This is a genomic window from Mycobacteroides abscessus ATCC 19977 (assembly GCF_000069185.1).
GTDB lineage: Bacteria > Actinomycetota > Actinomycetes > Mycobacteriales > Mycobacteriaceae > Mycobacterium > Mycobacterium abscessus.
In genome coordinates, this window is the sequence record NC_010397.1 from 3,853,476 (window position 1) to 3,875,108 (window position 21,633).

The 21,633-nt window shown below is 64.6% G+C and carries 28 protein-coding genes; 4 read left to right on the forward strand and 24 right to left on the reverse strand.

What is annotated here, in order from left to right; genetic code table 11:
• Positions 1-11 precede the first annotated feature (11 nt).
• The 10 genes from gdhA to MAB_RS19305 all read right to left on the reverse strand — a co-directional run bounded on the left by gdhA (position 12) and on the right by MAB_RS19305 (position 8,510).
• Complete coding sequence (gene gdhA / locus MAB_RS19260) at positions 12-1,364, reverse strand: NADP-specific glutamate dehydrogenase (protein ID WP_005080503.1); 1,353 nt, start codon at positions 1,362-1,364, stop codon at positions 12-14.
• A 56-nt stretch (positions 1,365-1,420) separates the two neighbouring features.
• Entirely contained in the window at positions 1,421-1,948 is a 528-nt protein-coding gene (locus MAB_RS19265) for a hypothetical protein (RefSeq protein ID WP_005094509.1), read from the reverse strand.
• Between the two features lie 335 nt (positions 1,949-2,283).
• Positions 2,284-2,730 carry a hypothetical protein gene (locus MAB_RS25430; RefSeq protein WP_005094512.1) on the reverse strand — a complete coding sequence of 149 codons (447 nt, stop codon included), beginning with the start codon at positions 2,728-2,730 and terminating at the stop codon, positions 2,284-2,286.
• 125 nt (positions 2,731-2,855) lie between these two features.
• A complete protein-coding gene (locus tag MAB_RS19275) occupies positions 2,856-4,376 on the reverse strand; it encodes a carboxylesterase/lipase family protein (protein WP_005080499.1) in 1,521 nt (506 codons plus the stop codon).
• Between the two features lie 115 nt (positions 4,377-4,491).
• Complete coding sequence (locus tag MAB_RS19280) at positions 4,492-4,677, reverse strand: type Z 30S ribosomal protein S14 (protein ID WP_005055692.1); 186 nt, start codon at positions 4,675-4,677, stop codon at positions 4,492-4,494.
• Between the two features lies 1 nt (position 4,678).
• Entirely contained in the window at positions 4,679-5,242 is a 564-nt protein-coding gene (gene rplE, locus MAB_RS19285) for a 50S ribosomal protein L5 (protein WP_005055683.1), read from the reverse strand.
• Complete coding sequence (gene rplX, locus MAB_RS19290) at positions 5,242-5,559, reverse strand: 50S ribosomal protein L24 (RefSeq protein WP_005055682.1); 318 nt, start codon at positions 5,557-5,559, stop codon at positions 5,242-5,244. Before rplX ends, rplE begins: the two co-directional genes overlap by 1 nt.
• The gene (rplN, locus tag MAB_RS19295) at positions 5,560-5,928 is read right to left on the reverse strand and encodes a 50S ribosomal protein L14 (RefSeq protein WP_005055680.1); all 369 of its coding nucleotides are present in this window, start codon (positions 5,926-5,928) and stop codon (positions 5,560-5,562) included.
• Positions 5,929-6,155: 227 nt separating this feature from the next.
• A complete protein-coding gene (locus tag MAB_RS19300) occupies positions 6,156-7,502 on the reverse strand; it encodes an MFS transporter (RefSeq protein ID WP_005089046.1) in 1,347 nt (448 codons plus the stop codon).
• 6 nt (positions 7,503-7,508) lie between these two features.
• Complete coding sequence (locus tag MAB_RS19305) at positions 7,509-8,510, reverse strand: cutinase family protein (RefSeq protein WP_005094516.1); 1,002 nt, start codon at positions 8,508-8,510, stop codon at positions 7,509-7,511.
• Between the two features lie 173 nt (positions 8,511-8,683).
• Between MAB_RS19305 and MAB_RS19310 the strand changes: the two genes are divergently transcribed.
• Entirely contained in the window at positions 8,684-9,544 is an 861-nt protein-coding gene (locus MAB_RS19310; protein ID WP_005055673.1) for an alpha/beta fold hydrolase, read from the forward strand.
• 78 nt (positions 9,545-9,622) lie between these two features.
• Here the strand turns inward: MAB_RS19310 and rpsQ are convergent, their stop codons facing one another.
• Genes rpsQ through rpsJ form a run of 11 tightly spaced genes read right to left on the reverse strand, consistent with a single transcriptional unit; the run spans position 9,623 to position 14,977 of the window.
• On the reverse strand, positions 9,623-9,940 hold the full coding sequence (gene rpsQ / locus MAB_RS19315) for a 30S ribosomal protein S17 (protein ID WP_005055665.1): 318 nt from the start codon (positions 9,938-9,940) through the stop codon (positions 9,623-9,625).
• Positions 9,937-10,173 carry a 50S ribosomal protein L29 gene (gene rpmC, locus MAB_RS19320; protein WP_005080491.1) on the reverse strand — a complete coding sequence of 79 codons (237 nt, stop codon included), beginning with the start codon at positions 10,171-10,173 and terminating at the stop codon, positions 9,937-9,939. The genes rpsQ and rpmC overlap by 4 nt, the downstream gene beginning before the upstream one ends.
• The gene (gene rplP, locus MAB_RS19325) at positions 10,173-10,589 is read right to left on the reverse strand and encodes a 50S ribosomal protein L16 (protein WP_005055656.1); all 417 of its coding nucleotides are present in this window, start codon (positions 10,587-10,589) and stop codon (positions 10,173-10,175) included. The genes rpmC and rplP overlap by 1 nt, the downstream gene beginning before the upstream one ends.
• A gap of 2 nt (positions 10,590-10,591) precedes the next feature.
• Complete coding sequence (gene rpsC, locus MAB_RS19330; protein WP_005080488.1) at positions 10,592-11,425, reverse strand: 30S ribosomal protein S3; 834 nt, start codon at positions 11,423-11,425, stop codon at positions 10,592-10,594.
• Positions 11,425-11,895, reverse strand: a complete 471-nt coding sequence (gene rplV / locus MAB_RS19335) for a 50S ribosomal protein L22 (protein ID WP_005055650.1) — start codon at positions 11,893-11,895, stop codon at positions 11,425-11,427. Before rplV ends, rpsC begins: the two co-directional genes overlap by 1 nt.
• Positions 11,892-12,173: a 30S ribosomal protein S19 gene (rpsS, locus tag MAB_RS19340; protein ID WP_005055647.1), complete on the reverse strand. Its 282-nt coding sequence runs from the start codon at positions 12,171-12,173 to the stop codon at positions 11,892-11,894. The genes rplV and rpsS overlap by 4 nt, the downstream gene beginning before the upstream one ends.
• Before the next feature lie 9 nt (positions 12,174-12,182).
• Positions 12,183-13,019, reverse strand: a complete 837-nt coding sequence (gene rplB, locus MAB_RS19345) for a 50S ribosomal protein L2 (protein WP_005055646.1) — start codon at positions 13,017-13,019, stop codon at positions 12,183-12,185.
• A 26-nt stretch (positions 13,020-13,045) separates the two neighbouring features.
• Positions 13,046-13,348, reverse strand: a complete 303-nt coding sequence (rplW, locus tag MAB_RS19350) for a 50S ribosomal protein L23 (RefSeq protein WP_005055645.1) — start codon at positions 13,346-13,348, stop codon at positions 13,046-13,048.
• The gene (gene rplD, locus MAB_RS19355; protein WP_005077603.1) at positions 13,348-13,989 is read right to left on the reverse strand and encodes a 50S ribosomal protein L4; all 642 of its coding nucleotides are present in this window, start codon (positions 13,987-13,989) and stop codon (positions 13,348-13,350) included. The genes rplW and rplD overlap by 1 nt, the downstream gene beginning before the upstream one ends.
• Before the next feature lie 14 nt (positions 13,990-14,003).
• Positions 14,004-14,657: a 50S ribosomal protein L3 gene (rplC, locus tag MAB_RS19360; RefSeq protein WP_005055632.1), complete on the reverse strand. Its 654-nt coding sequence runs from the start codon at positions 14,655-14,657 to the stop codon at positions 14,004-14,006.
• A 14-nt stretch (positions 14,658-14,671) separates the two neighbouring features.
• Positions 14,672-14,977 carry a 30S ribosomal protein S10 gene (gene rpsJ / locus MAB_RS19365; protein ID WP_003883485.1) on the reverse strand — a complete coding sequence of 102 codons (306 nt, stop codon included), beginning with the start codon at positions 14,975-14,977 and terminating at the stop codon, positions 14,672-14,674.
• Positions 14,978-15,364: 387 nt separating this feature from the next.
• Here rpsJ and MAB_RS19370 point away from each other — a divergent pair, with 387 nt between their 5' ends.
• From MAB_RS19370 to MAB_RS19380, 3 genes are all read left to right on the forward strand, one after another.
• Positions 15,365-16,033 carry a pyridoxine/pyridoxamine 5'-phosphate oxidase gene (locus MAB_RS19370; protein ID WP_005112028.1) on the forward strand — a complete coding sequence of 223 codons (669 nt, stop codon included), beginning with the start codon at positions 15,365-15,367 and terminating at the stop codon, positions 16,031-16,033.
• A 58-nt stretch (positions 16,034-16,091) separates the two neighbouring features.
• Positions 16,092-16,562, forward strand: coding sequence for a hotdog fold domain-containing protein (locus MAB_RS19375; RefSeq protein ID WP_005055627.1), 471 nt, complete (start codon positions 16,092-16,094; stop codon positions 16,560-16,562).
• A gap of 68 nt (positions 16,563-16,630) precedes the next feature.
• Positions 16,631-17,887, forward strand: coding sequence for a cytochrome P450 (locus MAB_RS19380; RefSeq protein ID WP_005080481.1), 1,257 nt, complete (start codon positions 16,631-16,633; stop codon positions 17,885-17,887).
• A 7-nt stretch (positions 17,888-17,894) separates the two neighbouring features.
• On the opposite strand, the gene MAB_RS19385 is transcribed toward MAB_RS19380, so the two are convergent.
• From MAB_RS19385 to MAB_RS19395, 3 genes are read right to left on the reverse strand one after another with little or no spacing between them, the layout of a single operon-like run.
• The gene (locus MAB_RS19385; RefSeq protein WP_005112031.1) at positions 17,895-19,397 is read right to left on the reverse strand and encodes an acetyl-CoA acetyltransferase; all 1,503 of its coding nucleotides are present in this window, start codon (positions 19,395-19,397) and stop codon (positions 17,895-17,897) included.
• A 47-nt stretch (positions 19,398-19,444) separates the two neighbouring features.
• On the reverse strand, positions 19,445-20,230 hold the full coding sequence (gene eutC, locus MAB_RS19390; RefSeq protein WP_005114622.1) for an ethanolamine ammonia-lyase subunit EutC: 786 nt from the start codon (positions 20,228-20,230) through the stop codon (positions 19,445-19,447).
• The gene (locus tag MAB_RS19395; protein WP_005112037.1) at positions 20,227-21,630 is read right to left on the reverse strand and encodes an ethanolamine ammonia-lyase subunit EutB; all 1,404 of its coding nucleotides are present in this window, start codon (positions 21,628-21,630) and stop codon (positions 20,227-20,229) included. Before MAB_RS19395 ends, eutC begins: the two co-directional genes overlap by 4 nt.
• Between the last annotated feature and the right edge of the window lie 3 nt (positions 21,631-21,633).

Sequence of the window (21,633 nt, forward strand, 5' to 3'; positions counted from 1 at the left end):
GAACAACGCCCTCAGATGACGCCGAGGGCGACCATCGCGTCGGCTACCCGGGTATATCCGGCGAGGTTGGCGCCGGTGACGTAGTTCCCCGGGTCCCCATAGTGATCAGCGGTCTCGATACAGGTGGTGTGGATGGACCGCATGATCGACCGCAGACGCGTTTCGGTCTGTTCAAAGGACCACGAATCGCGGCTGGCGTTCTGCTGCATCTCCAGCGCACTCGTGGCCACGCCACCGGCATTGGATGCCTTGCCCGGCGCATACAGCACACCGGAGTCCTGGAAGTACTTCACCGCCTCCGGCGTGCACGGCATGTTGGCGCCCTCGGCGACCAATTGCACACCGTTCTCGATCAGCCTGCGGGCGTCCTTGCCGTCAAGCTCGTTCTGGGTTGCGCACGGCAACGCGACCTGGCACGGCACCTCCCAGAGGTTGCCATCGGTGACCTGGCGAGCTCCCCCGCCGTGTTCTTCGACGTACTCCGAGAGCCGGCCCCGCCGAACCTCCTTGATTTCCTTGAGCAGTTCCAGGTTCAGGCCGCGTTCGTCGACGATGTAACCGTCGCTGTCCGAGCAGGCGATGACCCTGGCACCCAGCTGCTGCGCCTTCTCGACGGCATAGATCGCGACGTTGCCCGCACCGGACACCACCACCGTCTTGCCGTCCAGTGACTGTGCACGGGTCGCCAGCATCTCCTGCGCGAAGAGCACGACGCCGTATCCGGTGGCTTCCGTGCGCACCTGAGATCCGCCCCAGGGCAACCCCTTACCGGTGAGCACGCCGGACTCATAGCGATTGGTAACGCGCTTGTACTGCCCGAAGAGGTATCCGATCTCGCGCTGTCCCACACCGATATCACCGGCCGGCACATCGGTGTATTCGCCGATGTGCCGGTACAACTCGGTCATGAAGGACTGACAGAAGCGCATGATCTCGGCATCTGAGCGGCCCTTGGGGTCGAAATCGGAGCCGCCCTTGCCGCCGCCGATCGGGAGCCCGGTGAGCGCGTTCTTGAACATCTGCTCGAAGCCGAGGAACTTGATGATCGACAGGCTCACGCTCGGGTGAAAGCGCAGGCCGCCCTTGTACGGGCCGAGCGCGGAGTTGAACTCCACCCGGTAACCGCGGTTGATCTCGACGGCGCCGTCGTCCCTGATCCACGGGACGCGGAAGATGATCTGCCGCTCAGGTTCGCAGATGCGTTCCAGGATCGACCAGCGGTCGTAGTCCGGGGTCTTGCCAACCAGAGGCGTCAAACTGGCCATCACCTCGAAGACGGCCTGATGAAACTCCGCCTCCCCGGGGTTACGTGCGAGAACGGTCTCGAAGCGTGACTGGAAGACGGGATGCAAGGCCTCTGGCATACCTAATAGAGTGCACCACAGCACATTTGGCTAACGACGCGGCATCAGACCCGCGATTAGGCAGCGGGAGCCGGCGCGGGCGCCAAAGCGTTGCCCTTGATGACGTAGAAGACGGTGCCCTGCTCGGTATCGGCCTTGATCAGTCCGGGTCCGGCACTTTCCGGATGTCCGTCCACCACGCCCACGCGCGACAGCTTCGGGTTGCTGCCGACCGCGTGCCAGATGGCCCACTTGCCGTCTTTCACGCGGGCGTCGACCTGAACCAGCAGATCGTCGCGTCCGTCCTGATCGATGTCGAGCAACTCAACGGCGGCACCGCCGAGCCAGCCCTTGAACGGCTCCGAGATCGTCTGCACGACCTTGCCGTCGCCGGTGCGCACCGTGACGGTGGTGGTGGCACCTTCCGGCTGAGGCGTACTGGACTTCTCGAAGCGCAAGCCGAGCTGATCGTTGGACTGCAGCACCTCGGGGTCTGCGCCGGCCACACCGGGTAGAGCCACCAGCGCCAGCGCTGTGAGCGCCGCCACGCCGGTTGCGCGCACGCGCGCCTTGCTGATTCCTCGTCGACCCTGCGAGACCTGCATCGGTGTGTCCATTCGTCAAAATTTGCTCAGACATGAATTCATCGACGACCCCCGTCACCTGACGCTCTAGATCAGCGAGTTTGTCGAGCCACTGCCGGACTATCAGCAATGCGGCATCACAACGGTATACCAGCCGGACGGCTGCCGCTAACTCAGCCATCCGTTGCGCGATCCGCGACAGTGACACAGACAACTCCAGCACAGACAACGGCGCGGGAACTTTTCCAGCCTGATGAAGCGATCAAGCTGCTGAATAGATAGCAAAGTATCCAACCGCATCGTGGCGAATCGATCCGAGCACACGGGAGCTCCAACCGGACGCCTCTGGCACAGTCTCAAAGGTTGCTGATCCGGGTCCCCCACCCGGCCCGGCAAGGGCGCCGACGCGCGCCCCGAAGGGGTACCCGCAGAACGCACGGGCAGGTGTGCTCAGCGATGAGACGCACGATTCCGGCTGTAGCCATTGAGATTCGCCCGCGGCGAGGTGTCATCGCGGAGGCGATAACCACCGAACCGGACCTGACATCGGCGGCGGGAATGCTGGTCGAACCCCGCATGAAATCGATGCCACCAGGTAACACGGGGCACAGGACCAGCTCACCACAGGAACGCGCGGTGTTCGTCGCGAGAATCACCACTCGGTTTTGCTGTACGGCCACGAGGATGCATGTCCCGGCGAACTGTCCGGCGTGGGCATCCGCGACCGGAACCACCGACCCCGAACCCCCTTTCGCCCCCGCGGCTACATGATGGCGCAGTAGGGTCTTTTCGCGGTCGGGCATGTTGCCATTGCAACCTCTGTCCACATCGACGTGGGCGGCCCGGTGCGCCTACCTCGCAGCTCCCCGGCGTGGCTATCTGGGGTATGTCACGCGCCGCCTGCCGCACGCACACAACCATGAGACGGCTACCGCCAGTAACCGCATTGGTGCCTACTGGCGAAGCCGCCCTCGGATCTGGGCGCCGGCGGGGCCAGGCGCTGGAACGCTCCCCCGGATATATATGCGGGCCATTCGGGCTGGCCCTCAACATTGGGATTCCCGGTCTTCACGAACTGCGCCCAGTATCTGGTCATCTGCGTGGACAAGGCCGCCGATTCCGGATTCATGGTCCTGGACAGGTCGAACAGGTACCCCAGTTCCGAACCGTGTGAGGCGCCCAGCGGCAAGGGCGCGTCACGATACTGCTGTTCCACCGGCGCGACCGGGTCGGCGAATTCGTAGGCGTACACCGGCGCCCTTCGGGCCAGCGCCTCCGCCATCGCGAAGGTTGGGCACGCGTAGCTGTTGTCGGTATCAATGGCCGCGAGCGCGCCGAGCACATTTCCGTCGAAATCCGCGAGCGGATATCGCCGTCCCAGCTCAGTTGCGCGTGTCCCGTACTTGCTTTCGAGCACACTCTGATATTCCTCGGCGGTGCGGGGCACGGGTCTGTGCTGGTACTGCTTGGCCTCAAACACCGTGGCCTCGTTGGCATTACTGCCGATGAGCACGGGCACGGGCGACGCCGCGAGGCCACTGGTAAAGGCATCCAAGGGCGCCGCCGGAAGCTCAGGCGTGCCTATCACCGGACTCACCGGAAGACCGATACCGGTGAATTGCGGGGAATCCCGCAGTGCATCGACCGACAGCGCGCGCAGGCAGCGCGCCATGTCGGGTCCGGCGGGGCACCCTACCTCCGCCGCGTAGGCGGTGCTGTCGCGCACGGCGGAGGAAACCGGCGCTTGTGCCTGACAAGGCGCGCTTTCCATGATCGCCGACCGAAACAGACCGCTGGCCTGGGGCGAGACCATCAGGTCGCACACCGATACCCCGCCCGCCGATTGGCCGGCAATGGTTACTCGTGCGGGGTCACCCCCGAACTCGGCGATGTTGTCCCGCACCCAGCGCAGTGCCGCTTCCTGGTCCAGTAGCCCGTAGTTGCCGATCCCTCCGGACAGGCCCGGAGCGGCCAAGAACCCCAACGTCCCCAACCGATAGTTGAACGTCACGACGGCAATTCCGCCCTGGGCGGCCAACTTCCGTGCGTTGTAGTCGACGCCGTTCCCGGCGATGAAAGCGCCGCCGTGTATCCACACCAGCACCGGCACCTTCCCCTGGGTGTGGCGGGGCATGGTCACCGTGAGTAGCAGACAGTCCTCGGTCTGCGGCAGGTTGCTTTCTTGCCCCGGCTGCGGACATTCGACACCGGGACCCGTCGCGTCACGCGTGTCCGGCCACGGCGTGACGGGGCCCGGCTCGGCGAAGCGTCGCGGACCCACCGGCGGTGCCGCATACGGGATGGCGGCGAAAACGCGCACCTGGTCATCGATGTGCCCTCGAACAGCACCCGCACGAGTGGTGACGACCGTCGGATCCGCCGCCTTGGTGGGGCTGCATGACACGGCTGCCGCGAGGACAACCAACACGGCCACCAGCAGCCGGGTCATGTTCCGTTTCTGGTGCACGCGCGCAAGCGTAATGGTCCTGGGGCCCAATGGGCTCCAGACGACGATAGGCCGGGACTCGTTGAGTCCCGGCCTATCGTGCCGAACGTGTGCTGGCTTACCAGCTGCTCTTGTGGATGCCTGGCAGCTCACCCGCGTGGGCCATCTCCCGCAGGCAGATTCGGCACAGGCCGAACTTGCGGAACACGGCGTGCGGACGGCCACACCGGTTGCACCGGGTGTACGCGCGCACGGCGAACTTGGGCTTCTTGGCGGCCTTGTTGACCAGAGCCTTCTTTGCCATATCAGTTCTCCTTGAAGGGGAAGCCGAGCTGGCGCAGCAGGGCTCGTCCCTCGTCGTCGGTGGTCGCCGAGGTGACGACGGTGATGTCCATGCCCCGCGGGCGGTCGATGGAGTCCACGTCGATCTCGTGGAACATCGACTGCTCGGTGAGACCGAAGGTGTAGTTGCCCTTGCCGTCGAACTGCTTGGGCGACAGGCCGCGGAAGTCGCGGATACGCGGCAGTGCGATCGAAACCAGGCGGTCCAGGAACTCCCACATGCGGTCGCCGCGCAGCGTGACGCGGGCACCGATCGGCATGCCTTCACGCAGCTTGAACTGCGCGATGGACTTGCGGGCCTTACGGATTTCCGGCTTCTGACCGGTGATCAGCGCCAGGTCGGTGACGGCGCCGTTGATGAGCTTGGCGTCGCGAGCGGCGTCGCCGACACCCATGTTGACGACGACCTTCACCACGCCCGGGATCTGCATCACGTTGGCGTACTTGAACTCGTCGTTCAGCGCGGTCTTGATCTCCTCGCGGTAGCGAGTCTTCAGACGAGGCTGAGCATTTTCTGTGGTGGTCATCAGATGTCCTTCCCGTTGCGGCGGGAGATTCGGACCTTCTTGCCGGTCTCTTCGTCGACGCGGTAGCCGATGCGGGTCGGCTGGCCGTCGGAGTCGATCACCATCACGTTCGAGACGTGAATGGGGGCCTCCTGCGTAACAATGCCGCCGGAGGATGCGCCGCGCTCGTTGGCCGACTGGGGGGTGTGCTTCTTGATCCGGTTGACGCCCTCGACGAGGACACGGCTGCGCTCGGGGTAGGCCGCGATGACCTTGCCCTTGGCGCCCTTGTCCTTACCGGCGATGACGAGAACGGTGTCGCCCTTGTGCACCTTCATTTACAGCACCTCCGGGGCGAGCGAGACGATCTTCATGAACTTCTTGTCGCGCAGCTCGCGACCGACGGGCCCGAAGATGCGGGTGCCACGCGGGTCGTTGTCGGCCTTGATGATGACGGCGGCGTTCTCATCGAACTTGATGTAGCTGCCATCGGGGCGGCGACGCTCTTTGACGGTGCGGACTACGACGGCCTTGACGACGTCACCACGCTTGACGGTGCCTCCGGGGATGGCGTCCTTGACGGTCGCCACAATGATGTCCCCGATCCCGGCATAGCGTCGCGACGAGCCACCGAGCACGCGGATGCACAAGATTTCCTTGGCACCGGTGTTGTCGGCGACCTTCAGCCGTGACTCCTGCTGAATCACTGGTCTCTCCTACGTGACCTGGAAGTGGATGTGCGGCGGATTCCGACCCGACGCACGCGGTCATGCCGCCTGCGGTGGCTGGCCACCGCAGACAACCGGCCCAGTGTAGGCGAACACGCAGGTGAAACCCAAATCGCGCCTCCGGGCGCTCTTTTACTCCGCCGACACGCCGCATTGTGCGTCACCCACTCGCACGATGCATCAGAAACCGTAGTTTCGATGCCGGGCTATCGGTTGAAGGCCGAGCCCTGCTCGCGGTCCAGGTAGGTCTGCGACTTGTTCTTGAGGAAGAACAGGTAGACCACCAGCGAGATCGCGATGCACACCGTCACATACCCGATGAATAGCGGAACCTGATCGTGCTCCTTGAGCGCCTGATAGATCAGCGGCGCTGTCCCGCCGAACACCGAGTTGGCCAGCGCATAGCCCACACCCACACCCAGTGCGCGCACATGCGACGGAAACAGCTCGGACTTCACCAGAGCGTTGATCGAGGTGTAGCCGGTCAGGAGCACATAGGAGACGGCGACCAGGAGAAAGGACACGATCGGCGCATGCACCTGCGGCAGATAGGTGATGAGGACATAGGTGTAGACGACACCGCCAAAGCCGAAAAACAGCAGCAGCGGCTTGCGCCCCACCTTGTCACTGATGATGCCGCCGACGGGCTGCAGCAGCATCAGGAAAATCAGCCCTGCCAAGTTGATCCAGGTGGCCGTCATCGCCTGGTCCTTATAGGCGGCCTTCACGATGGCCGGCGCGTTGACGCTGTAGGTGTAGAAGGCGAGAGTGCCCCCCATGGTGATCAGGAAGCACAGCAACAGCGGTTTCCGGTACCGGGTGAGTAGCTCACGCATAGATCCCGAGCTGGTGTCGGCGCCCGCCTTGATGGCGGCCAATTGCTCCTCGCTCAGCGATTCATCCATGGTGCGCCGCAGCCAGTACACGACGATCGCGGCCACGCCTCCCGTGGCAAAGGCTATGCGCCAACCGAATTCGTGAACCTGCGCGGTATCGAAGACTGTCAGGATGATCAGCAGGGTGAATTGGGCGAGCACGTGGCCACCCACCAGGGTCACGTATTGGAACGACGAGAAGAACCCACGACGCTCGCGGGTGGCGGCCTCGGACATGTAGGTGGCCGAGGTGCCGTACTCCCCGCCCGTCGCGAATCCCTGAACCAGCCGGCACAGGATCAACACGATCGGTGCGGCCATGCCGATGCTGCCGCGCGAGGGCACCAGCGCAATGACCATCGAGCAGGCCGCCATCAGCGAGACGCTGAGAGTCAGCGCGGCGCGGCGGCCGTTCCGGTCGGCGAAGCGGCCGAAGAACCACGATCCCAAGGGCCGGGTGATGAAGGTGACCGCGAAGATCGCGTACACGTAGACCGTCGAGTTCTGATCCGAGTCGTCGAAGAATTGCTTCTCGAAGTACATCGCGAAGACGGTGTAGACGTAGACGTCGTACCACTCGACCAGGTTTCCGGACGACCCCCTGATGGTGTTCCAAATCGCGCGGCGCGTCTGCGCGCGTCCCGACGGAGTCGACGTGTCAGCAGCAGAAACAGCCATGCAGGATTACTGACCACCCGGACCCGGCAGTGGACCGTGGCGCGCCGGGTCAGGAGCGGGGATGGTGCTGGTCACCGCGGCGGGAACTTCGGCTGCTGGTGCGTCGGTGGCCGGCATCATCCAGGCGGGCACCCGCCGGGACGTCGAAGCCGCAACGGGTTTCGGCGTGGAGGACGAGGGCGACGACGCCGGTGCCGGTGACGCGGAGGTCGGTGCGGGCGCCGTCGTAGCGCTCAGCGGATTGGCGCTCTTGGACGTCGACGCCGGGACACCCGAGGCCGTCGTGGAGGTGCTACTGGAGGCGGCCGCGGCACTGCTGCTGGCGGCAACGGCAGCCAGCCGGCCAGCGACGAAGTCGGCCGCCTTGTCAGCCGATCCGTCGGACTTGTACTGCATGTGCGGACCCAGACCACCGCCGTTCGGATCGCAGATCCCGTCGCCCGGATTGCAGATGTCGATGATCTTGCTGCGCTGGTCGTCCCTGATCGACAGGTCCAGATTCATGCCGGCGACCTGCCAGTTCTTCGGGTTCCCGATCAATACGATTGCGGCAACACGCTTTTCGAGATCCGTCGGCAGCGGGTTGTTGAAGGTGAGCCCCGTCCCGTTCGTGCCGAACAGCACGTCCACGACGGCAGCGCCCTGCGAAAACCCACCGAGCACGAACTGTGTGTTCGGGCAGTTTCTGGCCACTTCCTGGACGTGATAGCTCATGTCGTTCGCGCCGTCGCCGGCCCGCACCCAGTCAAAGCTCGCGGGGTAATTCACCGCGTAGATGTCGACGGACTTACCGGCCAGCCGGTCGGTGAGTTCGTCGGTGAAGGCCTTCCCCACGTCGCCCAGCCCCGGCGAATCATTGGTGCCGCGGGCGAAGGACACATCCACATCCGGGCAACCCGCCGCCGCGGCGATCGCAGAGTTCTCCGATGGGTTGGCGAGCACCGCGGCCGCCGCGGATACCGCGAAAATTGAAACCCCGACCGATCCACGCTTGACGTATCGGTTCATTCATCCAGCGTAGACAGGTCGGCCTCCACATTCACAGTCTTGAAGCGATCCGAAACGACTCTTACCGCGCCCTTACTCGTGCCTAATCCGAGTGTCCGAACCGGCGGGCGCGCCCTACCCACTCAGTGGACACCGGCGTCGCCCGAAACTGAAACACGTTCTACTCTTGTCTGGTGGACGTGACATACGAGGGCACCAAGAGAGAACTGGCCACCGACGAGGGGACGCTGCGCTACCACGAAGCGGGCACAGCCGGCGAGGGCGAGCCGCTGATCCTGCTGCACGGGTCCGGCCCCGGCGTGACCGGTTGGCGCAACTATCGCGGAAACCTCGGGGTCTTCGCCAAGCATTTCCACACCTACGTTCTGGAATTTCCCGGCTTCGGCGTGAGCGACGCAGTGCCGGGACACCCGGTCCTGACGGCTGGTGCCTCGGTGATCCGCTTCATGGACGGCCTCGGCATCTCCTCGGCCGCCGTCGTCGGCAACTCGATGGGCGGTGTCGTCGGCATCAACCTGGCGATCAAGCACCCCGACCGCATCACCAAACTCGTCACCATCGGTGGTGTCGGACCGAATATCTTCAGCCCCAGCCCGAGCGAGGGCCTGCGCCTGCTGCAGGAGTTCACCGATAACCCGGATCGCGACAAGCTGATCCGCTGGCTCAACTCCATGGTGTGGGATCCCGCCGTCGTCACCGACGAGCTCATCGAGGAGCGTTGGGAGGCCGCGATCAACCCGGACGCGCACAAGACCGCGCAATTGATGTACGGCTCCAAAGCCTTTGCGATGCAACAGCAGTTCCTCGCGAATGCCGACATCCCGCCGTACTGGGCGATGATGCACAAGATCAAGTGCCCGACACTGCTGACCTGGGGGCGCGACGACAGGGTCAGCCCACCGGATATGGCGATCGTGCCCATGCGGCTCATTCCCAACGCCGAATTGCACATCTTCCCCAACAGTGGGCATTGGGTGATGATCGAGGCCAAGCAGGCCTTCGAGCAGACGGTCGTCGACTTTTTGCGGCGCTAATCCTCGAATCCTGCGCTGCCAACGCGAAAGCGCGCCGCCCCTTTCGGGAGCGGCGCGCTTTGTGCGTATGACGCGGTCTTACTTGGCCTTCTCGAGGACCTCGACCAGACGCCACCGCTTGGTGGCGGAGGTCGGACGGGTCTCCATCAGCGAGACGCGGTCGCCGACACCGGCGTCGCCGTTCTCGTCGTGGGCCTTGACCTTCGACGTGGTGCGGATGATCTTGCCGTACAGCGAGTGCCGGTTACGGGACTCGAGCTCGACCACGATGGTCTTCTGCATCTTGTCCGAAACTACGTAACCGATGGCGGTCTTACGACGCCCACGCGGCTGCTCGGTGGCCGGGGTGTGCCGTGGTCCTGGGGCTGCCCCGGCGCTCGTCTTCTTCTCGCTCACTTGCTGTCCTCGCTATCGGGTCCTGCGGCCAATCCGAGCTCGCGCTCACGCATCACCGTGTAGATGCGCGCGATCTCCTGGCGCACCGCACGCAGCCGACGGTTGTTGGCGAGCTGACCGGTGGCCATCTGGAAGCGCAGGTTGAACAGCTCTTCCTTGGACTCACGGAGCTTGGTGATCAGCTCTTCCTCGGTGCTTTCCCGCAGTTCGCCAGCGGAAATTCCCACTGTCATCAGAACTGCTCCTCTCGTGTGATGATGCGCGCCTTGATCGGCAGCTTGTGGATCGCGCGCGTCAGAGCCTGACGGGCGGTCTCCTCGTTCGGGTAGCTCAACTCGAACAGCACACGACCGGGCTTGACGTTCGCAACCCACCACTCCGGCGAACCCTTACCGGAACCCATGCGGGTTTCGGCGGGCTTCTTGGTCAGCGGGCGGTCCGGGAAGATGTTGATCCACACCTTGCCGCCACGCTTGATGTGCCGGTTGATGGCGATACGAGCGGACTCGATCTGCCGGTTGGTGATGTATGCATGGCCCAGCGCCTGAATGCCGTAATCACCGAAGGCGACGGTGGTACCGCCCGAGGCGGTGCCCTTCTTCTTCGGGTGATGCTGCTTGCGGTGCTTGACCTTACGGGGAATCAGCATGTTCAGCTCTCCGTGGTTTCTGCGGACGGTGCGCTCGCACCGTCCGAGGCAGGGGTCTCTGCGGCGGCACGGCCGGCCTCGGTGCTCGTCGCGGTGGTACCCGAGGATCCGCTGCGACGCGGACGAGTACCGGCCGGACGCTCACGGCGCGGACGGTCGGGAGCGCCGCGGCCAGCCTCAACTCCGGCGGCGGCGAGCTCACGCTTACCACCGACGATGTCGCCCTTGTAGATCCACACCTTCACGCCGATCCGGCCGAAGGTGGTCTTGGCCTCGTACAGGCCGTAGTCGATGTCGGCACGCAGCGTGTGCAGCGGCACCCGACCTTCGCGGTAGAACTCCGAGCGGCTCATCTCAGCACCGCCAAGGCGGCCGGAGCACTGCACCCGGATGCCCTTGACGTTCGGCTGACGCATGGCCGACTGGATGGCCTTGCGCATCGCACGGCGGAATGCCACACGATTCGAGAGCTGCTCGGCGACACCCTGGGCAACCAGCTGTGCCTCGGCCTCGGGGTTCTTCACCTCAAGGATGTTCAGCTGGACCTGCTTGCCGGTCAGCTTCTCCAGGTCGGCGCGGATGCGGTCGGCCTCGGTGCCACGACGGCCGATGACGATGCCGGGACGCGCGGTGTGGATATCGACTCGGACCCTGTCGCGAGTCCTTTCGATCTCCACCTTGGCGATACCGGCACGCTCCAGGCCGGTGGCCAGCAGACGGCGGATCGCCACATCTTCCTTGACATAGTCCGCATACTGCTTGTCGGCGTACCAGCGGGACTTCCAGTCGGTGGTGATACCGAGCCGGAAGCCGTGCGGATTGATCTTCTGGCCCACTAGCTGGTGCCTCCCTTTGACTCAGTCTTCTTGGCGGCGGCGGCCTTGGAACCCTGCGCGCGCGCAGCGCGGGACGAAGCCTTGGATGCTCCGGCCTTGCCGCCCTTCTCCTGCTTCGGACGGCTTTCGACGACCACGGTGATGTGGCTGGTGCGCTTGCGGATCCGGAACGCGCGACCCTGCGCGCGGGGACGGATGCGCTTGGCGGTCGGGCCTTCGTCGGCGAAGATCTCCGACACCACAAGGGTGGAGGGATCCAGGCCATCGTTGTTCTGCGCGTTGGCAGCAGCGCTGGCGATGACCTTGGCCACCGGCTCGCTGGCTGCCTGCGGCGCCCACCGCAGGATGTCGATCGCGTCATTCACCGACTTGCCGCGCACCAGGTCGATGACCCGGCGTGCCTTGGTCGGCGAGACCCGCACGAAGCGGGCCTTGGCTGTCGCCGAAGGAAATTCGGTAGTAGTGGTCATCGCCGCTTGCTCTTTCGGTCGTCCTTGATGTGACCCTTGAAGGTGCGCGTCGGGGCAAACTCGCCCAGCTTGTGACCGACCATCGATTCGGTGACGAAGACGGGCACGTGCTTACGCCCGTCGTGCACCGCGAAGGTGTGGCCGATGAAGTCGGGGATGATGGTCGACCGACGCGACCAGGTCTTGATGACCTGCTTGGTGTTCTTCTCGTTCTGCACGTCGACCTTCTTGAGCAGATGGTCGTCGATGAACGGGCCCTTCTTGAGGCTGCGTGGCATCGCTTACTCCTAGCGCTTCTTGCCGGTGCGCCGGCGACGGACGATGAGCTTGTCGCTCGCCTTGTTCGGCTTGCGGGTGCGGCCTTCCGGCTTGCCCCACGGGCTCACCGGGTGACGACCACCAGAGGTCTTACCTTCACCACCACCATGCGGGTGGTCGACCGGGTTCATCACGACACCACGGACGGTGGGGCGCTTGCCCTTCCACCGCATACGGCCGGCCTTACCCCAGTTGATGTTGGCCTGCTCGGCGTTGCCGACCTCGCCGACGGTGGCGCGGCAGCGCACGTCGACGCGACGGATCTCACCGCTGGGCATGCGCAGGGAGGCGTAGGCGCCTTCCTTACCCAGCAGCTGGATACCGGAACCGGCAGAGCGAGCCAGCTTGGCGCCACCGCCCGGACGCAGCTCGACGGCGTGCACCGTGGTACCCGTCGGGATGTTGCGCAGCGGCAGGTTGTTACCCGGCTTGATGTCGGCGTTGGCGCCCGACTCCACCACGTCACCTTGCGACAGCCCGACCGGCGCGATGATGTACCGCTTCTCGCCATCCAGGAAATGCAGCAGCGCGATGCGCGCGGTGCGGTTGGGGTCGTACTCGATGTGCGCGACCTTGGCGTTGACGCCGTCCTTGTCGTGGCGACGGAAATCGATCAGCCGGTAGGCACGCTTGTGACCGCCACCCTTGTGGCGAGTGGTGATGCGGCCGTGGGCGTTACGTCCACCGGTGCCGTGCAGCGGGCGGATGAGCGACTTCTCGGGAGTCGAGCGAGTGATCTCCGAGAAATCGGCGACGCTCGAGCCGCGGCGACCGGGGGTCGTCGGCTTGTACTTGCGAATAGCCATGTCTTCTCTAGTCCTCTACTCCCCGACTACGCGGGGGCTCCAAACAGGTCGATCGGCTTGCTGCCCGGTGCCAGGGTGACGATGGCGCGCTTGGTGCTCTTGCGCTGTCCGAAACCGGTGCGGGTGCGCTTGCGCTTGCCCTGACGGTTCGCGGTGTTCACCGAGGAGACCTTGACGCTGAAGATCTGCTCGATGGCGATCTTGATCTGCGTCTTGTTCGAGTCCGGGTGGACGATGAAGGTGTACACGTTGTCTTCGATCAACGAGTACGACTTCTCCGAGATCACCGGGGCCAGGATGATGTCGCGGGGGTCAGCGATGGTTGCCATCAGGCCGACACCTCCTCTTTCTTCTTGGCGTTGATGAAGCCGTTGAGTGCCTCGACGCTGAACACAACGTCATCGGCCTTCAACACGTCATAGGTGTTGAGCTGGTCGTAGGCCAGCACGTGCACGTTCGGCAGGTTCCGGACGCTCTTGACCGAAGCCAGATCGTCGCGGCCCAGCACCACCAGCAGCTGCTTGCGGTCGGTGATCTCGCCCAGGAACGACTTGGCGCTCTTGGTCGAGGGCTCCTGTCCGGCAACCAGTTCGGTGACGGCGTGAATCCGGCCGTTGCGAGCCCGGTCGGACAGCGCACCGCGCAGGGCGGCGGCGATCATCTTCTTGGGGGTCCGCTGGCTGTAGTCACGCGGCTGCGGGCCGTGGACGATGCCACCACCGGTGAACTGCGGTGCGCGGGTCGAGCCCTGGCGGGCACGTCCGGTTCCCTTCTGCCGGTACGGCTTCTTGCCACCACCGGACACCAGGCCACGCGTCTTGGTGGAGTGGGTGCCCTGACGGCCTGCGGCCAGCTGAGCGGTCACCACCTGGTGCAGCAACGCGATGTTGGCTGGGGCGTCGAACAATTCGGCCGGCAGCTCGATGGAGCCGTCCGTCTTGCCGCCCGGAGCCTTGACTGCGATCTTCAAAAAATCCTCAGACACTACTTCTCACCTCGCTTGACAGCGGTGCGGACCACAACCAAGCCACCCTTACGTCCGGGGATGGCACCCTTGATCAGCAGTACGCCGTTCTCGGCATCGACCTTGTGCACCACCAGGTTCTGAGTGGTGACGCGATCGCTACCCATACGTCCGGACATCCGGGTGCCCTTGAAGACACGGCCCGGGGTGGCGCAGCCACCGATCGAACCGGGACGACGGTGCACGGCCTGCGCACCGTGGCTGGCGCCCTGGCCGCGGAAGCCGTGACGCTTCATGGTTCCGGCGAAGCCCTTACCCTTCGAGGTCCCGGTGACGTCGACGTAGGCGCCGTCACTGAAGATCTCGGCAGTCAGCTCCTGGCCGACCTCGTACTCGGCAGCGGCAGCCTCATCGTCCAGCCGCAGCTCGGCCAGGTGACGGCGCGGGTTGATGCCCGCGGCGGCGAACTGACCGGTGACCGGCTTGGTCACCTTGCGGGGGCTGATCTCGCCATACGCGAGCTGCACGGCGCTGTAGCCGTCCTGCTCGGTGGTCCGGATGCGGGTCACCACATTGGGGCCGGCCTTGACGACGGTTACCGGGACAACCCGGTTGTTGTCGTCGAACACCTGCGTCATACCCAGCTTGGTGCCCAGAATTCCTTTTCTTGCCATGGTTTCTGGTTCTCCTACTGGATGTTCACGTCGACGCTGGCCGGCAGGTCGATGCGCATGAGCGCGTCAACCGTCTTCGGCGTCGGGTCGAGGATGTCGATGAGCCGCTTGTGGGTACGCATCTCGAAGTGCTCGCGCGAGTCCTTGTACTTGTGCGGCGACCGGATAACGCAGTACACGTTCTTTTCCGTCGGCAGCGGCACAGGTCCAACGACACTCGCGCCGGTACGGGTCACCGTCTCTACAATCTTGCGCGCCGAAGCGTCAATCGCCTCATGGTCGTAGGCCTTGAGCCTGATGCGGATCTTCTGTCCCGCCACGCTTCCTACCTCTACTGTCACTGGTCCGGAGCACGCCGAAGCGCGCAACCCGATACCGCCGCTGTTTACCTGTCGTAGTTCACCGACCCCCGCGGTCGGGCGTGTCGCCCTCACGCGCAGTCGTCCGCGGCGAAAATTCTCGTCGCATGGACTGGGCCGACGCGCCCGCAAGGGCGCTGGTGGTTCGCCGTCCCCGTCCGCAGCGCGTCAAGGGGACACCCCAAGGCACTGCAACCGGTTCACGGCAACCCGAACAGTATGCCTTATCCAGCGGCTGCGGCCAAATCCCCGCGGTAGCCCCCTCGGGGTGGCGAGAGGAACCCGGTGACCTGCGGTTCCGGGAGCATGTGGAACGGTAATACACGATCCACATGAGGAGGTTGTGCGGTGCGCTGGCTCGATGCCGACGGAGGGCGTTCTTTTCTACGGGCACTGCCCGTTCTGTCCGGCAACGCACCGCCCTTTGACATCGCCTCCGCCCCCGCCGAACCGCTTCGCTTGTTCATCGAATGGATCGAGCAGGCCGCGCAGGCCGGGGTGCAGGAACCGCACGCGATGACCATTTCGACCGTCGACAACGCGGGGATGCCGCGTGCACGGGTGCTGATCCTCAAAGCCATCGACCAGGATGGCTGGCATTTCGCGGCGAGCTCGGTGAGTCAGAAGGGGCGCGATCTGTCCGCTAACCCCGCCGCCGCGCTGACCTTCCATTGGCCCGAGGTAGTGCGACAGGTGCGAGTGGTGGGCGCGGTGGTGGACGACGGCGACCAGGTAAGCGCCGCCGACTTCCTCGGCAGACCCGTCGGATCGCGGGCGATGGCGTTGACACTGCGCCAGAGCCAGCCGCTGGTGGATCCGGCGGAAATCGACGCGGAGATCGAGAAGGCCCACCGGAAGTTGGCCGACGACCCCGAACTGGTGCCGGACGAGTGGGTCTCGTATGCCCTGCGGCCGGCGCAGATCGAGTTTTGGCAAGGCTCCCCCGATCGCAAGCACCAGCGTCTCAGTTATCAGTGGGTTGGAGACGGCTGGGAGCGCACGCAGCTCTGGCCGTAGCCCGGGCGAGTTCGCGGCAGTATTCGCGCTGATCTTACTTTCGAGTAAGGTACGCACCGTGAGCGCATCTCCGACCTACAAGATCTGGCAGCGTCTGCAGAACAAGCCCGGCGGTTCCGCCCTGTTCTCCGCCGCCATGATGGCCCGTGTCCCCTACTTCGCCTCGGTGGTGCCGCATGTGCACCGGATGGAGCCGGGCTATTGCGAGGTGACCGCCCCCAAGTGGTACTTCGTCTACAACCACATCAAGACCTTCCACGCGATCGCCGCGTGCAACCTGGCCGAGGTCGCCATGGGCATGTTGATGGAGGCCACCACCCCGTCCTCGCACCGTTGGATTCCCAAGGCGATGAACGTCCAGTACCTGGGCAAGGCCACCACTTCGCTGCGTGCGATCGCCACGCTGGAGGGCATCGATTTCGCGTCGATCACCGAGGGCACCGACGTCGTCGTGCCGATCAGCATCACCGATCGCGACGGCAAGGAAGTGGTCAAGGCCGAGATCACCACCTGGGTGACCCCCGCTTAGGCACGCACCGGCGGCCGAATTCGGCCGTTGTAGACAAATCTATGGTGTGACGCGCGCACACTCCGGCTATGGCCACCGCACTGTCAGAAATCGAAGAGGCCGGCCGCGTACTGGCCGACCCCGCCGCCTACGCCGACGAACTCCGCTTGCATGCCGCGATGACGCTGCTACGGCGCGAACAACCCGTCACGAAGGTGATTACCGACGACTATCGACCGTTCTGGGCGGTCACCAAGCACGACGACATCATGGCCGTCGAGCGTGACAACGCGCTCTGGATCAATGAACCGCGCCCGCTGCTGATGAATCTCGAGCAGGAGGCCGAACTGGACAAACAGGCGGCCATGGGGATCGAGCTCAAGACGCTCGTGCATATCGATGACCCCAAGCACCGCGTACTGCGCGCCATCGGCGCCGACTGGTTCCGGCCGAAAGCCATGCGCGACATGAAGCTGCGCACCGACGAGCTTGCGAACAGATACGTCAACAAGCTCCTGGAGGCCGGCGGCAGCTGCGATTTCGCGCAGGACATCGCGGTGCATTTCCCCCTCTACGTCATCATGTCGCTGCTCGGCATCCCCGAGTCGGACTTCGACCGAATGCTCAAACTCACCCAAGAGCTCTTCGGCGGTGACGACTCCGAATTCCAGCGTGGTACCACCCCGGAGGAACAGCTGATGGCGCTGCTGGACTTCTTCGGATACTTCAGTGGGCTCACCGCATCACGGCGCCAGCACCCCACGGACGACTTGGCCTCCACCATCGCCAACGCACGGGTCGACGGGGAGCTGTTGAGCGACGTGGACACCGCGTCGTACTACACGATCATCGCCACCGCGGGGCATGACACCACCAGCGCCACCATCGCCGGAGGACTCGAAGCTCTGCTGGAGCATCCCGATCAGCTGGCCCGGCTCCGCGAGAACCCCGGCCTCATGCCGTTGGCGGTCGACGAGATGATCCGTTGGGTGACACCGGTCAAGGAGTTCATGCGAACGGCGACCGCCGACACCGAGATTCGCGGCGTGCCCATCACCGAGGGAGAATCGGTGCTGCTGTCCTATCCGTCGGGTAACCGCGACGAGGACATCTTCACCGACCCGTTCACCTTCGATATCGCCCGAGACCCCAACAAGCACTTGGCATTCGGCTTCGGTGTGCATTTCTGCTTGGGAGCGGCGCTGGCCCGGATGGAGGTCAACAGCTTCTTCTCGGCGCTGTTGCCTCGCCTGGAGTCCATCGAGGTCGACGGAAACATCGAGCGGACGTCCACCATCTTCGTCGGTGGCATCAAGCACCTACCGATCCGCTACACCTTGCGATAGCGGCCTATCAGTTGAGGCGCGCGGATCCGTCCGCCGCCACTTCGATTGAGGCGCCAGCGATATCGGTATCCGCGATGTGCGCGGAGGCGTCTCGGTCATCGATCTTGGCAAAGGTGCGCGCTCCTGTCGGCGTGCGCACACTGACGAACGTCTGGAACGGCGATCCGTCCCGTCCGTAGTTGACGGTCCATGCCTCCACGGCTGCCGTACCGGTATAGCCGTCGGCGGCCTCGGTCCGGGGTTCTTGATCGACGTCGGCCTGTACATCCTCATATGCGAATCCGGATGCAGGCGGCTCGGTTCCGTAGATTCCGAAGGCGTGCTTGGTGAGATATCCACCGTTGGCGGTGATCAGGCCCTTCGCCCCCGGACGCTCGCGCAGCCGCTCCGCCATGGTGGCGATGGAGTGGGTGACGTAGTTGCACCAGGGCCCACCGGCGAAGGTGAGACCACCGGTGACTGTCAGCGGCCGCGCCGGGTCATCGAGTGCCAGCCCTAGTTCTGCGGCGGCGACCTGCACCGCCGACGGGAAGCACGAGTAGATGTCGACCAGCTCGACATCGTCGGTGCCCAGTCCGGCGATCTCGAATGCGCGTCTGCCCGCCAGCCGGATGGCCGGCGACCGGTGCAATTCATGGCGTTCACTGAGGGCGAAGGTGTCGTTGGCCTGCGCACCGGCGAGCGGAAATATCCAGCGGTCCTTGGAGATTCCTAGCCGCAGCGCAGTCTCCACGGAGGTCAACAACACCACTGCGCCCTGCTCGACCATATTGTTCGAATTCATCAGCTTGGTATACGGAGAACTGATCCATCGATTGTCGGGGCCGGGGGTGGCGATCTCCTCGGCGGTGTACGCGTCGTTGGACCAGGCATGGCCATTGGTGACCGCTACCGCGTTGAACCGCTGCCACAGTTGCGACATCGCGGCGCGGTGGTCGGCGATGGACACACCCCCGGCGATCCGTATCGCCTCCTCGAAGAGCGGGTAGACGTGGCCCGGCGAGATGAGGCCGATGGCGGTTTCCGCGCCACCGACTTGATCCATGCGGCCACCGAGAACTGTTGCCTCGGCTACGGACTCATCCTGGATGGTCCAGGTGGGCTGTACGCCGGTGGCCATCATCTTGTTGCGTGAACGCCACATCTCCGCGCCACCGATGAGCACCACGTCAGCATCCCCGGCCAGGATGTCGGCGGCCGCGTGATTGACCAACAACTGCGGCGAGTTGCCGCTGGGGCCCGTGTAAAAGGTGCGCTTGGGCACCGCGCCCAGGCGCTCACCAAGCAGCACTCCGGGGTCGCGGTACCTCCACGAGAAGATGTTCGCCACCGATATCGTGTCGATCGCGCCGAGCAGCTCGGTCGCTCCCGCGTCACCGGCCGCCAGGCGCGCCGCCTGCTCCATGAGATCGATGGGTTCGGGGATCTCCGAGAACGGAGTGTCCGCGTCTGTCCGCTGGTTGACCTGCCCGGTACCGACGAGGACCGGCGTGCGAGGGTCGAAGGCCATTTTCCGATGGTAACCAACCACCTGGTTGGCCCCCGCAGGTCGTCCCGTTAGGTGGGCAGGGCGGGCCCGGCGCCCTCGATCTGATTGCCCGCGCCGGTCATGTCCTTGAGGTCGACGCCGGACCGGCCGATCTGACGGGCGCCCGCCACCAGAGCAGCGACGACCTGCGCGGCCTGGTCGTAGCCGAGGCCTTCGGGAGGGTGGATGTTGGACACGCAATTACGTTGGGCATCAGTACATCCGACGACGGGATTGTGCGTGAGATATATCCCGACACTATCCGCGACCGACAGACCCGGACGTTCTCCGATCAGGACAAGCACGGTATCGACCCCGAGGGCGGCTCCGATGTGGTCGCCCAGGGCCACCCGAGCCTGTGTCGCAACGACGAGCGGCGCGATCGCATACCCACGAAGCCGCCGGTGCAATGCCTGCAGCAGCGGCACGCCGTGGTCGTCGAGTGCGCGCGGCGACAACCCGTCGGCCAGCACGATGCCGATGTCGCCGCCGGAGCCGGGCAACACATCCAGCGCACCGTCGGCGGGCGCACGCCCGAGATCGGGCCTGCGCAGGTATTCGGACCGATCGGTCGCGCGGCTCGTCACCAGTAGCGGCGCACCTAATCCGAGCCCGTCTATTCGGCCCGCCAGCGCCTGGGCGTCCAACGGCGTGTGCACCGCGTCGCGAGCGGCGGCATGCGCGGTACCGAACTCCAGCACCCGCGTGGTGGGCAGCGCATCGCCGCTGCGCCCCAAGCCGATCCGAGACTGCGTGGACCGACGCAAGGTATCCCAAATATTTTGTGCGGCAACATTATTAGCAATATGACTCATATCAGCGCACGCAAGGGTGAGTCGCTGACTGCGATTTCACGCAGTCCTCCATCGCGTTCCAGCATGCCCATGCGTTCAAGCCAGTCGTTGAACTCCGGGGCCGGCCGCAGACCGAAGGTCCGGCGCGCGAACAGCGCGTCGTGGAAAGATAGGCTCTGATATCCGAGCATGACATCGTCGGCACCCGGCACCGCGATCACAAAAGCGACGCCCGCGGCGGTGAGCACGGTGAGCAGCACGTCCATATCATCGGAGTCGGCTTCGGCATGGTTGGTGTAGCAGACGTCCACTCCCATCGGCAGTCCCAATAACTTGCCGCAGAAATGATCTTCCAGCCCGGCCCTGATGATCTGCTTTCCATCGTAAAGATATTCCGGCCCAATGAATCCCACGACGGTATTGACCAGGAGCGGCTCCACCTCACGCGCGACCGCGTAGGCACGGGCCTCCAGAGTCTGCTGATCCACCGCGACACCGCCAACCCCTAGATGCGCGCCCGCCGACAGTGCCGATCCCTGGCCCGTCTCCAGGTACATGACGTTGTTACCGACGGTGCCGCGGCTCAGGGAGCGCCCGGCTTCATTCGCCTCACGCAGCAGTGCCAAGTTGACCCCAAAACTCTCGTTGGCCCCCTCGGTACCGGCGATCGACTGGAACACCAAGTCCACCGGGAGGTTTCGTTCGATGAGTTCGATCGTGGTGGTGACATGCGCGAGCACACACGACTGCGTGGGAATGTCGAATCTCAGCCGGATGTCGTCGATCAGGCGCAACAGGTCACCCGCGGCATGCGGGGAATCCGTCGCCGGGTTGATGCCGATGACGGCGTCACCACAACCCAGCAGCAGGCCATCGAGCGTGGCTGCCGCGATACCGCGGGCGTCGTCGGTGGGATGATTGGGTTGCAGCCGGGTCGCCAGGGTGCCCGGCAGGCCAATGGTGGTGCGGAAGGCGCTGTGGTTACGCACCGCGGCACCGACCGCGATGAGGTCTTGATTGCGCATCAGCTTGCTCACCGCCGCGACCATCTCCGGCGTAAGCCCCGGGGAGACTTCCTTGAGGATTTGCGCCCCATGGGGTTTGGTGATTGTCTCCAGCAGCCAGTCCCGAAAGTCACCGACCGTCAGATGTGAGATGACGGCAAAGGCCGCCGCATCATGACTGTCCAGGATGAGTCGGGTCACCTCGTCGGTGTCATACGGGACGATCTCCTCGGTCAGGAATGCCGCCAGCGGCACCTCGGCGAGGACCCAGCGCGCGGCGGCACGCTCGGCGTCGGAATGCGCAGCGCAGCCCGCGAGCTCGTCGCCGGACCGTGGCGGTGAGGCCTTGGCGAGAACTTCCGCGAGCGATCCGAACTGGTAGGTCACCGGTCCGGCGATATGACGAAAAGTGCTCATAAT